The sequence below is a fragment of the Paenibacillus curdlanolyticus YK9 genome (genome assembly GCF_000179615.1).
GTDB classification, from domain to species: Bacteria; Bacillota; Bacilli; order Paenibacillales; family Paenibacillaceae; genus Paenibacillus_T; species Paenibacillus_T curdlanolyticus.
Map to the genome: position 1 here is coordinate 380,846 of NZ_AEDD01000002.1, position 15,079 is coordinate 395,924.

The following is a 15,079-nucleotide window of genomic DNA, read 5'->3' on the forward strand; positions in this document are numbered from 1 at the left end:
AAAACCAACCATTTTATCGAGGTGAGTCCATACATGAAGCTTAGCATATTAGATCAGTCACAGATCGCAGAAGGACGGACAGCGAAGGACGCTTTAGCCGAAACGACGCGTTTGGCACAAGAGGCCGACCGCCTCGGCTACGACCGTTATTGGGTATCGGAGCATCATGCTTCCGGCGCGCTGGCACACTCCAGCCCAGAGATATTGATCGCGCATTTGGCCGCTCACACGAGCCGGATTCGGCTTGGCTCCGGCGGCGTTATGATGCCGCATTATAGCGCCTACAAGGTTGCAGAAAACTTCCGGCTGCTTGAAGCGCTTCATCCCGGACGAATTGACGTCGGCCTCGGCCGTGCGCCAGGCGGCATGCCGCTGTCGACACGCGCGCTGCAAGAAGGCAAGTATACGACTGTCGACCGCTATCCGCAGCAGGTTGCTGACCTGATCACGTACCTCTACGATCAGGCAGGCCCAACGCACACGTATCCCGGACTGTTCGCTTCCCCAGTTATCGACACTGCACCGGAGCTATGGTTGCTTGGTTCAAGCGGCGAAAGCGCTCGTTTGTCGGCACAGCTTGGTTTAACGTATGCCTATGCGCAGTTTTTCGGCGTACCTGGCGGAGAAGATGCCATTCGCAGCTACAAAGCTAACTTCCGCCCGTCTGCGCTAAACGAGAAGGCGCAAGCGATGGCGGCGGTCTATGTCGTTTGTGCAGATACGGAGGAAGAAGCCGAACGATTGGCATCCAGCACATCGCTGTTTTTCCTCATGCTTCACCGCGGCGGAAATTTGCGCTTCTTCCCTTCGATCGAAACGACGGAAGCCTATCCCTACGATGAAATCGATATTGAGCTGATTAATCAACGACGCGGCCAAATCATCGTCGGCACGCCGGACACGGTCAGAACAAAACTGCTTGCGCTCGCAGATCGGTATGCTGCGGACGAGCTGATGATTGTGACGAACACGCATAATTTTGAAGCGCGGCTTCATTCATACCGGCTTGTTGCAGAGGCATTTCAACTACAAGGCTAATCTAGCCTATCACTATCCGACTTAATAAAAACGGCTTGCGACAAATAGAGGCGATCATACGCTCTATCTCGCAAGCCGTATTATTTGTTATTGTAATTGCTGCGGCAGCTTCACGGCCTGCAGCAAGCCTTTATTTTGAATGATGATCATGTCCTTCGACTTCAACGTCGGCCCAAAATAACGCGAAGCGCTTCGGAACGAGAACAACGCCTTCGTCGTGTCGAAATTATAGGCATGCCATACGCCATCGGTTTGCCCAACGTATAAGCCGTTGCCATAAATATCGAGCTGTGCAGCCGGATTATCGGTTAACCAGCCGATTTGTTGACCGTTCGTTTCCTTGATCGCCACGATCGCGTTATTATGATAGTCATGCAATAAGATACGTCCGCGATGGATACGGTTCAGCCCAAGCAAAGTAGATTCGCCCGAACGCGGGATCGACCACGTGCGCAGCGGCTTGCCGCCACTAGGCACATAAGCGTTAAAATCGTATTTGGCCAGCTTATCCCCTTCATAGATGTACAAGTCGTTTCCAATCAGCATCGGATTTCCATATACGCCGCCGTTGGATGGGCTAGCTGTCTCCCATTTGTAGACGCGCGAGCCTTTGATTTCTCCCGTGCGGGCATTGATGACATCGAGATTGAACTGTCGCTGGCTCTCCTCGAAATCCCCCATTGGATTCATGCCGGGCTCCGAGTAAAGCAAGCCGCTTTTTGCTGCAATCGGTACATTTTGCCGGAATTTCGACCATAACAAAGCCCCGCTTTTCGCATCATAGGCGTTGATCTGGTTTGCTGAAAGCGCGCCCTGCACGAGATAACCGCGTATAATCACGCCATCCGCCAGCAGCAGCTCGTCGCTTCCCCAGAGATAAGAGGTATCCGTTTCTTCTACTTGCCAGCGCAGAGCGCCCGTACGCGCATCGAATGCATAAAACTGCAAATTATTCGTCACGTACACGGTATCGCCAACCGGTACGATCTTTAGCGCCCCGTCTGTTTTGGCTTTGGAAGTCCAATTGGGTTTCCCGTTCGCGCTGTTTAATGCGATTAATCGTCCATCACCAGTCACACTGTAAATGACGCCGGGCACGTAGGCAAGCTGATGCTTGAGCGATAAGCTTGTTTTCCAAACCTTCTTGCCCGTTGCAGCATCAACCGCTGTCAGCTGACCGCCGGACACAATCGCATAAACTCGGCCTTCCTCAGCCAGTACATCCGTGCGCCGAACGGCTTGATTTTGGGAATCCCAGTTGTCTACCGACAATGTCCAGCTTGACTTCACGAACGGCGCTGTCAGCTCGTAGGAGCCGCTGCCTACTGATACGACTGCGGTTTCCGCTTTGCTTATCTGCGGCGACCATGCAGCACCGCTGGATAACACTACTAGGAATGCCCCAACCCCTAGCGCTATTTTTTTACCGATAACGTGACGCTTCCTAAATGGTGTCAATACGGCAACCTCCATCAACTAGTGATTATGTAAGAATCGTATAATCCTTTCCACATACCACCAATTGGACGGGTTGAACCGTTCGAAAGTTGCAGCGTTCACAAAAATCAATGATTATTTGACCTTCACGCTGCGGTATTCGGGCTCAAACTCGAGTAAGCCAGCCCGCGCTAATTCATCTCGATGAATTTCCGATAGCTCCTCTAGCACGGCCGTTGCGGATTCGGTCAGCCCGATGAAGGTGCTTCGCTTGTCCTGCGGGTTAGGGAATCGGTATACAAGACCGAGCTCCTCGCACCGCTTGATCAGCTCTACACAGGCGTGCGGCGTTACCTGAAGGCGTTCCGCAAGCTCTTTGGGCGTTGCATAATCCCTGCCGGGAAATCCCATAATCGACAGCATGAGCTGATGGTACTGCGGCGTTAACCCCTTGCTCCTGGCCGCTTCCTCGCTAAACCGAATAAACTTCCGGATCTGATAGCGAAAATAGGCGAGCTGTTCATAGATTTGCTTTGGCAATCGCTCATCTGTCATATTCGTTCCTCCTCAACCTCCATGTGGTTACCTTTTCCCATATCCCTCTTCTATGATGTCATGTTTATTGACTTAAATCAAATCATTTTCGCAAATGAAGGCCTTGGAACAAAGGGTTTATGTCATATAAATTAACACACCCTGTAGATATTTTATCCAAACGCGATTGCAAGAATATTTATTAATAGGAAAACAGGCTGCCAAGTGACACTCGGCAGCCTGCGTTCGTCATTTGAGGTCGAAACCGCGGCTTATCAAATAAGGCTGCAAATGCTCGCGCAGCTTGCCGCCATTAAACCGGCGAATCAGCTCCTTAGACCACTGCGTATCCGCTTCTCCCCCTGCTCGCGTTGCATAATAGGTCCGGGTCGTTTCATCGTATGCCTTGATCCCATTAACAACTCCTTCCTGCTGATAGACTTCTTCGTGCAGAAACGCTTGCAGCGGCAGCCTCGGGCGCAGATCCGGCTCTTGGTCCGGCACGCCAATGACTAAACCGAACACGGGATAGACGAGCGGCGGCAGCTCAAGCAGCTCGGATACCGCTTGCGGATTGTTACGGATACCGCCGATGTAGACAGTGCCGTAACCGAGCGATTCGGCTGCAATCGTTGCGTTTTGCGCCGCCAGCGTTGCATCGATCGTCGCGAGCAGGAACAGCTCCGTATTTTGCTGAAGCTCGATATCCTCATGCAAGCGAATGGCCGTACGGACCTTGTTCAAGTCGGCTAACCAGACGAGGAACAGCGGACTTTGTTCGATATGGATTTGGTTGCCCGACAGCTCGGCAAGCGCCTTTTTGCGTTCGGGATTTCGGACGGCAACGACGCTATAAGCCTGAATATTCGATGAGGTCGAAGCCGCTTGCGCTGCAAGCGCGATTTCAGTCACATGCTCCTGAGGGATTGGAGTAGCTTTGTATTTTCGGATGGATCGATGGGCGCGCAGCAATTGAATCGTTTCAGACATTAGCAATTCTCCTCCAATGATCAGCTGAACGCAAAAAAACCGGAGACACGTGAAGCGAGTGTCCCCGGTTGTCCGGTAGCTGGCTGTTATTTTATAAGATCGATTAAAATAATAGCATGCCTTCTAGGGCTCGTCAATGCGAGAACGCACCGACTTTTATCGCTTATGGCTGGTGTAGGATCGCTTCTGCGCAGCCTGATCGAAGATTAACAAACCTTGCCGTAACGAACAGCAGATCGGATAGCCGATTCAAATACGCAAGCACGACCGGATTGGCTGTTTCCCGCTCCAGCAGCGCCACGACGATGCGCTCCGCACGTCGCACAATCGTCCGAGCCACGTGAAAGGCAGCGCCGGAGGGGTGTCCGCCTGGCAAAATAAATGTCGTTAATGGGGGCAGCTTGCTATCCAGATCATCGATGAATGCTTCCAAATACCGGACGTCCTCATCCGTTATTGGCCAAGCGACGTTTTTCCCGGAAGGCGTTGCAAGCTCAGCTCCCACATGGAATAGCTTCGTCTGGATAACATGAAAGGACTGCTTGATTTCCATCGATTCCTTGCCCTGCCCGAGGCTGGATAGCGCAAGACCGATCATGGAATTCGCCTCGTCGCATGTCCCATAGGCCTGGACGCGAAGATCATGTTTGGATACACGCTGCCCATAGACGAGGCTCGTTTGCCCTTTGTCGCCTGATTTCGTATAAATTTTCATCGTGCTCCCCCTCTCATAAGCGCTTACATGTTGCGGCGATATTGCCCACCTACTTCATATAAAGCACGCGTGATTTGCCCAAGCGACGCAACGCGCACCGTCTCCATTAATACTTCGAAAATGTTCCCCCCGCTTCGCGCAACCTGCTTTAATCGGCTGAGCGCTGGTGCACATTCAGCTTGATGCGCTAGATGAAAAGCTTGCAGCTGAGTAATTTGCGTTTGCTTTTCTTCCTCCGTCGAGCGGGCAAGCTCCATGTCAGCGCGTTCTGCTTCCGGATTCGGATGGATGAACGTATTCACGCCAATGAGAGGCAGCTCGCCGCTATGCTTTTTATGCTCGTAGTGAATCGATTCCTCTTGAATCTTGCTCCGTTGATAGCCGGTCTCCATTGCCCCGAGAACGCCGCCACGGTTGTTCAGTCGAAGCAGCTCATCAAGCACAGCCTCCTCGACGAGCTCCGTCAGCTCTTCGATGAGGAATGAGCCTTGAAGCGGGTTTTCGTTTTTGGCTAGGCCGAATTCCTTGTTAATAATCATCTGAATCGCCATTGCGCGTCGAACGGATTTTTCCGTAGGCGTTGTGACAGCTTCATCATATGCATTCGTATGCAGGGAATTGCAGTGATCATTCATGGCGATAAGCGCCTGCAGCGTCGTACGAATGTCGTTGAAGCTCATCTCCTGGGCATGCAAGGAGCGTCCTGACGTTTGAATATGATATTTGAGCTTCTGGCTGCGCGCGTTGCCGCCATAACGATTTTTAATGACGGTTGCCCAAATGCGTCTCGCGACGCGCCCCATTACACTATATTCAGGATCTAAGCCGTTGCTGAAGAAAAAGGATAGATTCGGCGCAAAATCGTCGATCGCCATGCCGCGGGACAAATAATATTCCACGTAAGTAAAACCATTGGCCAATGTGAATGCCAGCTGAGTAACGGGATTCGCGCCCGCTTCGGCAATGTGATAACCGCTAATGCTTACCGAATAATAGCTGCGAACTTGATGGGTTATAAAATATTGCTGGATGTCCCCCATCATCTTCAGCGCAAATTCCGTCGCGTAAATGCACGTATTTTGACCTTGATCCTCCTTCAAAATATCCGCTTGCACCGTGCCCCTGACGGTTCGAAGCGTGGCTGCTTTTATCGACTCAAGCTCTTCTGCATCCGGCGCTCTCCCCTGCTCGCTCATAAACCGTTCCGATTGCTGGTCGATCGCCGCATTCATATACATCGCAAGGATGATAGGCGCCGGGCCATTGATCGTCATCGACACGCTAACCGACGGGCTGCACAAATCAAAGCCTGCATAAAGCTTCTTCATGTCGTCCAGCGTGCAGACATTGACGCCGCTATTGCCTATTTTGCCATAAATGTCAGGCCGGATATCCGGATCTTGCCCATACAAGGTCACGCTATCGAAGGCGGTAGATAACCGCTTGGCTTCATCGTTCTGACTGAGAAAATGAAAGCGTCGATTCGTCCGCTCAGGCGTCCCTTCTCCTGCGAATTGCCGCCTTGGATCCTCATCGGTACGCTTGAGCGGGAAAACGCCAGCCGTATAAGGATAGTAGCCAGGCAAGTTTTCAAGAAGCAGCCAGCGCAGCAGATCGCCATCATCCGTCAGCCGAGGCAGGCTAATCCGGGGAATGCGTATTCCCGATAACGATTCGGTTGTGAGAGGCGTTTCGGTCCGATTGGCGCTAACTCGCGTTATGAGCTGTTCCTGCTTGTAGGCGTCCTGCACGGCTGGCCAGCTCGCCAATAGCTGCTGGCATTCGGGGTCGAATTGTTCTTCTTGCTGCTTCAACAGCGCCCCAAGCACATATACGATATGTTCCGCTTCTGCCGCCGCGAGACTGTCGTGCCCGGCTTGCATGAAAGCGATCGTTTCTCTTAAGTGTGCGATGCCGCGCGCAATGCCGGCTTGCTTCACAGCATGTGATTTCAATTGTCGTACGGTTCGGACAATGTCACCGAGGTAGCCGATGCGCTCAGGCGGGATCATTGGATTACGCTGCATAATGGGTTGCTCATCCAATGGGTTAGACGCATGCCAGCCGCCGCCCGTCTTGGAACCAATGAGCTGCATCAGGTTTATGAAAAGAGCCGTCGTGCCCGGATCGTTGAATTGACTGGCAATCGTCCCGAAGACCGGAAGCAGCTGATCGGGGACATCGAACTGCAGTCTGGCACGTTTGAATTGCTTACGAACATCTCGCAGCGCATCCTCCGAGCCGCGGCGTTCGAATTTATTGATAGCGATGATATCGGCCAAATCGATCATATCGATCTTTTCCAGCTGAGATGCCGCGCCGAATTCGCTTGTCATGACATACAACGCGATATCGCATCGATCCACGATCGCTGAATTGCCTTGGCCAATCCCGCTTGTCTCGACCAAAATAAGATCGAAGCCGGCTTGCTTAACGATCGCAATCGCATCCTTCAGAGCATCGCTTATTTCCGATTTCGAGCCTCTGGTCGCCATGCTGCGCATATACACGCGCGGATCATGAATCGCATTCATTCGAATGCGATCGCCAAGCAGCGCGCCTCCTGTTTTTAGCTTAGTCGGATCAATGGATAGAATGGCGATTGTGCGATTTGGGCAGAAGTCGAGAAACCTGCGCACCAGCTCGTCGGTCAGCGAGCTTTTGCCTGCACCGCCTGTGCCGGTAATGCCGACGACTGGCGTCGGGGGAGCATTCGTGTGGATTGGGTCGAGCAGCGCCGATTCAAGCTCATCTGGGAAGGCATTGGCTGCACGCTGTTCCGCAAGCGTGATCAGTCTTGCAATCGCGCCTGCGTTGCAGGTCTGTAGGGCTGCGATGTCCTGTTCAGGCTGCTTCGGCGTTGGCGCATCGCATTGCTGTATCATCATGTTGATCATGCCTTGCAAGCCCATCACTCGTCCGTCTTCTGGTGAAAAAACACGCGCGATGCCATATTGCTGCAGACGGTTGATCTCAGTCGGGATAATGACGCCTCCGCCGCCTGCGAATATCCGGATATGCCCGGAGCCTTGCTGGTGCAATAGATCGTACAGGTATGTCAAATATTCGAGATGCCCGCCCTGATACGAGCTGATCGCAATGCCCTGCACATCTTCTTGAATTGCTGCGCTGGCAACCTCATGCACGGAGCGGTTATGCCCGAGATGAATGACCTCTACCCCAGAAGCTTGTAGAATCCGTCGCATAATATTGATCGAAGCGTCATGCCCATCGAATAAAGCAGCTGCCGTCACAAAGCGAACCTGATGTTTTGGGCGATAAATCGGTATTTGCACGGTAGATCCCGCCCTTCCCTTGTGCGTCATCTCTTTATTACAATATTCGAGTTTCGGCAAGAGATACCGAAAGGAACAGGGATACGATCAATGCGATACGTCGGGAGAAAAAAAGACCCGCTCAAGGCGGATCTTCAATGACACAACTGGACTAGTAGCTAAGCTTCAACCGATGCGATGCTTCGTCCCATACGACAGTAATGCCGAGAAGGGCCAACGTCTCGTAAGGTACAGTGACCGTATCCGCCGAGCTGCCGAGCTCATTCGTTAACGCAACAGGCTGCCCGTTGAGCTCCGCATGCGAGACGAGACCCTCACGGGTAATCGTTAACGTTTTATCGCCTTTACTGAGCGTAAAAGTAGAAATATAGCTTAACCCGTTGATCGCGGTGAATTGAATCCCTAATCGCTGCGCGAGCTGCTTAATCGGAATCTGAACCGATGCGCCTGATGCGTAAGCTGGCACTGTTGTGTTCACCAGCTGTCCATTAATGAAGAGGTCGACGCCGCGCTGAAGCGCTACTGGCTTGTAGACCATGCCGTCGGCACTGGAAGCTTCGCTGCCGGTTTCATACCATTTATTCGCTCCCCAGCCCCATATTTGCCCTTGCTTATCCATTGCGAGCTGATGATAGCCGCTCGTGCTGATTGCTGTAATCGCGGGCAGTCCATTCACTTTGGCGAGCTTGCCATTATTCACGGCGTAGACGATACCGCTGTCCGTAAGCAGCAGATTGCCTGCTTGCTGCTTCACCTCTTTCAGTTTAAACGGCGAGGATACGCACGCTGGCTTCTCAACAACCTTTAAGCCAGGCGAAGAAGCTGCTGCATACGGATCTAGCTTCCAGCTGCAAGCTCTGCCGCTGCTGTCGATCGCTTGGCCCATTCCCCAGCTCACGCCTAATTGATTGATTTGCGCAAGTCCTTGCAGCTTATAAGGCCTACCCATGACTAACTTTTGATTGGCATCCACTTTGGATAGCCAAGCGTAAACGGAACCGTCTTTCGTTATCGCATAGCCATATCGGCCGTCATGCTTGATTGAGGCAACATTTTGCAAGCCCGACACCGGGAAAGCCTTTACTTGCGAGTCATCCTCGCTGCCTAGTCGCAACCATGTGACGACGGTTCCATCCTTGAGAAGCGCACTTGCAATATCGCCGCTGGACGTGATGGCAACCGCTCCAGTGATCCCTTTGACCTTGCGAGGCAAAATGGATGTCTGATAGACATGCAAATCTCTGCCCCATTCCCAGACGGTGCCATCCGATTGGACGCCGAGCTGATAGCCTGTGTCTCCATCAACTGAAATGCCTATAATCTTTGATAGATTAGGGAGACGCAGCGGTGTAGGAAAGCGAATGATGGATACCTTTTTCTCAATGCCTAACTCACCATACAAATTGCGTCCCCATGTCCATACAGAGCCGTCGCTTCGCAGGGCAACCGAGTAATACGTACCGGCTTCAACCTGCTTGAACGCTGGAGCGACTGCACTTGGGGCTGCGGCCGCAATAGGCCCGCTAACGCCAAGGAGCAGCAGGCATGACATGATTGCCATTACAGTATAACGATGCGATGATACTAACCAGTTTCTGTTTAACATATCCGTGATTGAACCCCTTTCGTCTAGTATTTGCTATAGCCTGTTACGGTGAACTGGCTCAGATCCGCATACCGGTAACCCCAAGAAGCATAGCTGCTTGGACCAGCCGACGGCTTCCGCCATTTGCGCTACAGCCCTGCTGCCGATTTAATTTGGGCGCGCTGCGCCATAATTAATGCCTTTAATTGTTCGGTGCCGTAAGCACCTAGCGTAAACGCGTTTGCATTCGGGTAAAACACCATTCGAATCGAGGTTTGGTCTTTCAAATGCACACGAAGAAAGATGCCTGTTTCGGGCTTCGCGTTTTTATAAATCTCTTGGTATTCGATATGGGCTAGCGGCAGGAGCTGGTCAATAAACGCTGTCGAAGCTTCCGGGCTGAAATCCCCGATATGCGATCCATCCAAGCCGCTATCAAGGCTTACTTTCACGACGCGGTCGCGAATATCGAGCAAATCCCCCATCGTTGCAGCTTTCGCGTTTTCATTAACCTCATAAACTTTATAGTTGGCGACGACCCGGAATTCGGGCTTGTATCCTTTCAGCGCGTATATTGGCGTACCAATCGGAAGAAATGCGGCATCTCCGTCCATTCTTGTGTAATTGGTACAAGCATGATTACTCACCAAAAACGACACTTCGCCGAGCTGCTCACCGAGCTGACTATCTTTCACCTCCTCGCTTCCGTCTTGATTATACAAATAGTTTATGCCATTAATAAAAAGGAAATCCATCCATTCAATCTCCGCCATACAGGTGTCGCTCTGGTCGCGCGACGATGCCGTTTCGACCTTGCCCGAATGATTCGCTGCGCTTCCCTTCTTGTGCTCTACAGCGCTGCACCCGTTCAAAGTTAACATAATGATTAATATGTTAACTATTATTATTTTCCATGACCTATGCATTCTCATTCACGCTCCCTCGCTTCCTAGACGCTGACGATTACCGGAATGTTTCAGTCCAACAAGAAAACCCGTCCATGGCAGGACGGGTTTTCGTTCATCAATATTCACTCCTATTCGGACAATAACGTTATCATATTCTCTTCCAATTCCATCACCTGCGCGATAGCGTTAATCGATAACCCTGCTGTTCGCGCATTTCGGATCATCCAAAGCTTAATCGAACCGTCTCTAATCGTCTCCTTACTCGTTCGGTCCAATTGTAGACGCTCGTCTTCCACCTCTCCATCAAGCGTAAATATCATGCGATATTCGCCGATTCGCTCCCCGATATATAAGATGAACAGATTACAATAAACAACATCATAGGAAAGCTCATAATGATGCGTAAGCTGAATCGATTTCATCTTGGTCGTACATAACTGAGTATCTAGCTCCCCCATGAACGTATCGATGTAATCTGCTCGGTTGGTTTTCTTCCATTCATGGAGATAACGGAGGAATCCGCTTTCCGTCCGTTCGACGATGCGGTGTTCAGCCGACCACTCGATCAATTGGGATGCGTCCATTCGTTTCTCCTTTGCTTAAGCGCTGATTTGAAAAAAGAAGGAGTTCCGAGGAACCCCTTCCCACTCCAAACCTAACGCAAGACTAGTTAATCGTCAGATTAAATCCTGGCTGAATGAAATTCAAGCCTGGATAAGCCACGTTGCTCGTCGTCAGGTTATTGAACGTTGCAGAGCCATTGCCTGTGTACGTGTAGATTGCAGCACCTTTATGCGGTCCAGCAAACCGTGAGGTTGTAACGCCGTCAAGCCCCGTACCGTTAATGTTAATGTTGTTAAATACGATGTTCTCGAATCCGCCGCCATAGCCGAATTGTACCGCATCGCGCTGGGTGTTGATGATGTCGATGTTCGTGAACGTAACGTTCTTGATTGCATCGTTCGATGCTTCGAGATCGATCGCACCGCGCTCGCCGTTGTACAAATCTTGGCTTGTGCCTGTGTTGATCAGCGTGTTGTCGGAGAACGTAATGCCCGTGTTGTTTTGGAAGTGGTAGCCTGGGAATACCGTGTTCATCCGGATGCCGGAGCCGCCAACCGTATCAACGATCAGGTTGTGGTCAGCCTTGTGGCCGCCGCCGCCGAAGAATGCGATACCGCCTGCACGCCAGTTATTCTCGATCGTGTTGTACGAGAACGTGTTGTTCACGCCTGCTGGCGCGCCATTGGTGTTACTCGTCCATACCGCCAAGCCGTCATCGCCGTTGTTGCGGATGCTGCTGTTGCGGACAATCGAGTTGCTCGTGCCTTGCGAGTAGTTGATGCCGTCTGCAAGGTTATTGCGAATCCGGCTGTTTTCAACGACGAGACCCGTCGCATAGATCGCTGGCGTATGCGCGTAGTCGCCTACCCACATGCCGCACTCGAAGTGCTCAACCCATACGTCATGAATTTTGGAGTTCGTGCCGAAGTTGTCCATGAAGCCTTTGTAAATCGCATTTTGACCATAACGCGAACGCAGATTGGAGTTCATGTAAACATTGCTGAAATCAAGCTGCCCGGAAATCCGGAGCGAAATGCCGCCGCCTGCTGCATTCGGATTCGTGAATTGAATGTTCGTATGCCAGTAGCCTGCGCCTGTAATCGTAATGTTGTTGATCATGTTGTTAGCCGATCCGATTTCCCACATGCTGCTCAGATTGAACGTGCCAGCAGGAATGTAAACGGATTTGCCAGCAGCAACTGCAGCGGTAACCGTTGCTTTGAATGCGGCAAGGTCGTCTTGGCCATCGTTTGCTACAGCGCCATACTCCGTAACGGAAAGAGAGTTGGCAGGTTTAGCGATTGTCGTTGGAACCGGCTCGATTTCGAGGAAGTCAACGCCGTATTCCAGGCTATCTCCGTTGCCTTTTTGAATTTTGATCGTGTCGCCTGGTTGAAGAGGCGTGTCAAGCTTCCAGTGTACTTCGTCAAAGCGGAACAACGGACGGCCAGCGGACGGTGCATCGCCAGGCATATCGCCGGAGAAGTACTGCCAGCTGTAGTAGGACGTGAGCGATACCGTTTTTACTTTAACGCCGTTGACATAAACGTCGAGTGAACCGTTCAAACCCATACCGTCAGTCGAATCCGGCATCGTGAAGCGCATCGTAACGCCAGCTCCGCCTTGTCCTTGACGGACAGTCCATTGTGCGGAGGAGCCGTTCGAAGGCAGTGCGATATAGCTTTGGCCGGATGCTTCCGAAGCGATTTGTGCTTGGTTGAAGGTTGGTGCGGTTTGCAGTGTTGCACCGCCGCCACGTGTAGCATCTTCCGTGTCATAACGGCTATAAGGCATGCTTGCGCCACGTTGTGCATAAACAACGAGGTTCGAAGTGCTTACATTGTTCCCTTGTTTGTTCGTCAGCTCGTTAGCATCGACAGCAACCGTTGTCGTTACCGTGTAGCTGCCATTTACAGCCGTCCACGTACCTGGCAGGGTTACGTTAACGGATGCGCCAGCTGCGATTGCTCCGCTATAGGTGCCGCTGAACGATTGGAGCGTAGTACCTGCGCCATTTTTCACAGCAATCGTAATGCCATGTGCGCCGCTAGCAGATGCAATCGTGCCTTGGTTTTTAAGATTTACCGTGAAGCCAATTGCATTGCCGGCAACCGGCGTGCTAGGCGTCCACGTCGTCGCGCCAACCAAGTCAGAGCTTGCGACAGGAGCGACGACGAGCGAGGATGCATTCGTATAGCTGTTGTTCGCATCATTTTGCTCGATAATCGAATTGCTCTCATCGACTTTCGCGCTAACTGCATAAGTTGCAGCCGTTTTCGTACCAACATTCAGCGAAACCGTCGAGGAAGCGCCTGCAGCAAGTGCGCCAACTGGCGAGGAGCCTACGAGCTCATTGTTCAGGTAGAAGTTTACCGTCGTTGCAGGAGCGTCTGCATTTCCGTTGTTTTTAACCGTTGCATTCAGCGTAACTGCATCCGTTTCAATTGGCGAAGCAGGCGTCCAGGACATGCCTGTGATCGTCAGATCTGGGTTTGGTGCCGGCGTTCCATACACTTGGAATTCCGCAATTTGCCCAGCGCCGGAGCCCGAGTTTGCCGTAATGCTCAGCTGCAAGCGCTTAACTGTTGCCGTAACCGGAATCGTCACGGAGTTGCCCGTTGCAGGGTTGAATGTATACGATTGCGAAGATACCAGATTGCTGAACGTCGTCGTGCTTTGGTTGTGGCCAAGCACTTGGATCGTTTGCGTACGCGTGCTCCATGCCGAAGAAGGGTTCAGCTTCAGCACGATCGAGGTTACATTTTGGTTCGCGCCAAGATCCAGCGTCAGCGTGCTCGATGCAGCTCCGCCTTCCCAGTACGTGTTCGTATCGTTATCGTTCGCGTTGGCAGCTACGAATGCTTGCGTATTCGAAGAAGCGCTGATCGCTTTGCCGATTGCGATGTTGCTGCCCGTTGGAGGCGTCACCGGAGGTTCTGGATCCACCGGGGTCGAAGTCGATGGCGCAACGGCAATGGAGTCGATATTCACGTTGCCCGAGTCGCTAGCCTCATACTTGTATGCAATCGTATTATTGCCGGCATTCAAGCTCAGCGTCTCAACCTTCGTGCCCCAAGTGTCCCAGTTTGCCAGGCTTGCCAGCGTCGTCTGGCGAATCTTCGTGCCGTTGACGTATACGCTCAACGTCTTGGCACCGCCGCTTGCGTTGGCATATTTCAATGTAACGTCATAGTTGCCAGCTGCGGACACGTTAGCCGTGAACGTCGTTGTCGCGCCTTGTGTCCAGTAGCCGTCAACAAAGCCCGTACCCGTGTAGCCGGCATGGTCCGTGTTCACTTTCGCACCGCCGGACAATGATGCGGATTCAGCTTCATATGTGCCTGCTGGCGTTGTTGGAGGCGTCGTCGTGCCGCCAGCGCCATAAATCTCGAATTCGGACAGCTGCGCTGCTGGCCAAGCCGTGTTCGCTGTTACGTTCAGACGAACATAACGCGTGCTTGCAGCAGAGAAGTTAATCGTAACGGCGTTATTGGCAACAGCAGGATTAAATACATAGCCTGCGGAGCCCACGATATTCGTGAACGAAGAACCGTCCGTGCTTCCTTGAACAGCTAACGTTTGCGTACGCGCGCCCCATCCAGCGGGCAGCTTCAGTACGATTTGGTCAATGCTCGTCGTTGCGCCTAAGTCTACTTGAATCCATTGCGGGAATGCATTGTTCGTGCTTTCCCAGTACGTCGATTGATTGCTGTCTTTTACATTGTTGGGACTATACGTTTGCGATTGGCCGCTTGCCGTTACGTTTTTGCCGAGCGCTAAATTCGTTCCGCCTGCTGCGTGAACGACCTTATTGGGACCTACTGCAAGGAAGAAGCTCGAAAATAGCATCGTCAGGGCGAGCGTCCATGTGACATACTTGTTGCGCATTATAAACCTCCTCAAAATGTGTGCTTGTGTGTGCGAATAGGAACGAGGTTACGAAAACTCTAGGATGTAGGAAGCAGCCACAAGCCGTTTTCAACTACCTTTAAAGCGCTTTCAGTAATAACTG

The 15,079-nt window shown here is 51.9% G+C and carries 10 protein-coding genes; 1 reads left to right on the plus strand and 9 read right to left on the minus strand.

Annotated elements, in window-relative coordinates; all coding sequences use genetic code 11:
• Positions 1–33 precede the first annotated feature (33 nt).
• Complete coding sequence (locus PAECUDRAFT_RS05000; RefSeq protein ID WP_006037026.1) at positions 34–1,038, plus strand: LLM class flavin-dependent oxidoreductase; 1,005 nt, start codon at positions 34–36, stop codon at positions 1,036–1,038.
• An 87-nt stretch (positions 1,039–1,125) separates the two neighbouring features.
• Here the strand turns inward: PAECUDRAFT_RS05000 and PAECUDRAFT_RS05005 are convergent, their stop codons facing one another.
• The 9 genes from PAECUDRAFT_RS05005 to PAECUDRAFT_RS05045 all read right to left on the minus strand — a co-directional run bounded on the left by PAECUDRAFT_RS05005 (position 1,126) and on the right by PAECUDRAFT_RS05045 (position 14,955).
• Positions 1,126–2,496, minus strand: a complete 1,371-nt coding sequence (locus PAECUDRAFT_RS05005) for an outer membrane protein assembly factor BamB family protein (RefSeq protein WP_006037027.1) — start codon at positions 2,494–2,496, stop codon at positions 1,126–1,128.
• A 114-nt stretch (positions 2,497–2,610) separates the two neighbouring features.
• Entirely contained in the window at positions 2,611–3,030 is a 420-nt protein-coding gene (locus PAECUDRAFT_RS05010; protein WP_006037028.1) for a MarR family winged helix-turn-helix transcriptional regulator, read from the minus strand.
• Between the two features lie 228 nt (positions 3,031–3,258).
• The gene (nfsA, locus tag PAECUDRAFT_RS05015; protein ID WP_006037029.1) at positions 3,259–3,999 is read right to left on the minus strand and encodes an oxygen-insensitive NADPH nitroreductase; all 741 of its coding nucleotides are present in this window, start codon (positions 3,997–3,999) and stop codon (positions 3,259–3,261) included.
• Positions 4,000–4,162: 163 nt separating this feature from the next.
• Positions 4,163–4,714 (minus strand): cob(I)yrinic acid a,c-diamide adenosyltransferase, encoded by a 552-nt coding sequence (locus PAECUDRAFT_RS05020; protein ID WP_006037030.1) that lies wholly within the window; start codon positions 4,712–4,714, stop codon positions 4,163–4,165.
• Between the two features lie 23 nt (positions 4,715–4,737).
• Positions 4,738–8,010 (minus strand): fused isobutyryl-CoA mutase/GTPase IcmF, encoded by a 3,273-nt coding sequence (gene icmF / locus PAECUDRAFT_RS05025; RefSeq protein WP_006037031.1) that lies wholly within the window; start codon positions 8,008–8,010, stop codon positions 4,738–4,740.
• Between the two features lie 151 nt (positions 8,011–8,161).
• Positions 8,162–9,616 carry an RCC1 domain-containing protein gene (locus PAECUDRAFT_RS05030; protein ID WP_006037032.1) on the minus strand — a complete coding sequence of 485 codons (1,455 nt, stop codon included), beginning with the start codon at positions 9,614–9,616 and terminating at the stop codon, positions 8,162–8,164.
• Positions 9,617–9,744: 128 nt separating this feature from the next.
• Positions 9,745–10,476: a hypothetical protein gene (locus tag PAECUDRAFT_RS05035; protein ID WP_144266439.1), complete on the minus strand. Its 732-nt coding sequence runs from the start codon at positions 10,474–10,476 to the stop codon at positions 9,745–9,747.
• Between the two features lie 155 nt (positions 10,477–10,631).
• Positions 10,632–11,087, minus strand: a complete 456-nt coding sequence (locus PAECUDRAFT_RS05040; RefSeq protein WP_006037034.1) for a hypothetical protein — start codon at positions 11,085–11,087, stop codon at positions 10,632–10,634.
• 82 nt (positions 11,088–11,169) lie between these two features.
• Entirely contained in the window at positions 11,170–14,955 is a 3,786-nt protein-coding gene (locus PAECUDRAFT_RS05045) for a discoidin domain-containing protein (protein ID WP_006037035.1), read from the minus strand.
• Positions 14,956–15,079 lie beyond the last annotated feature (124 nt).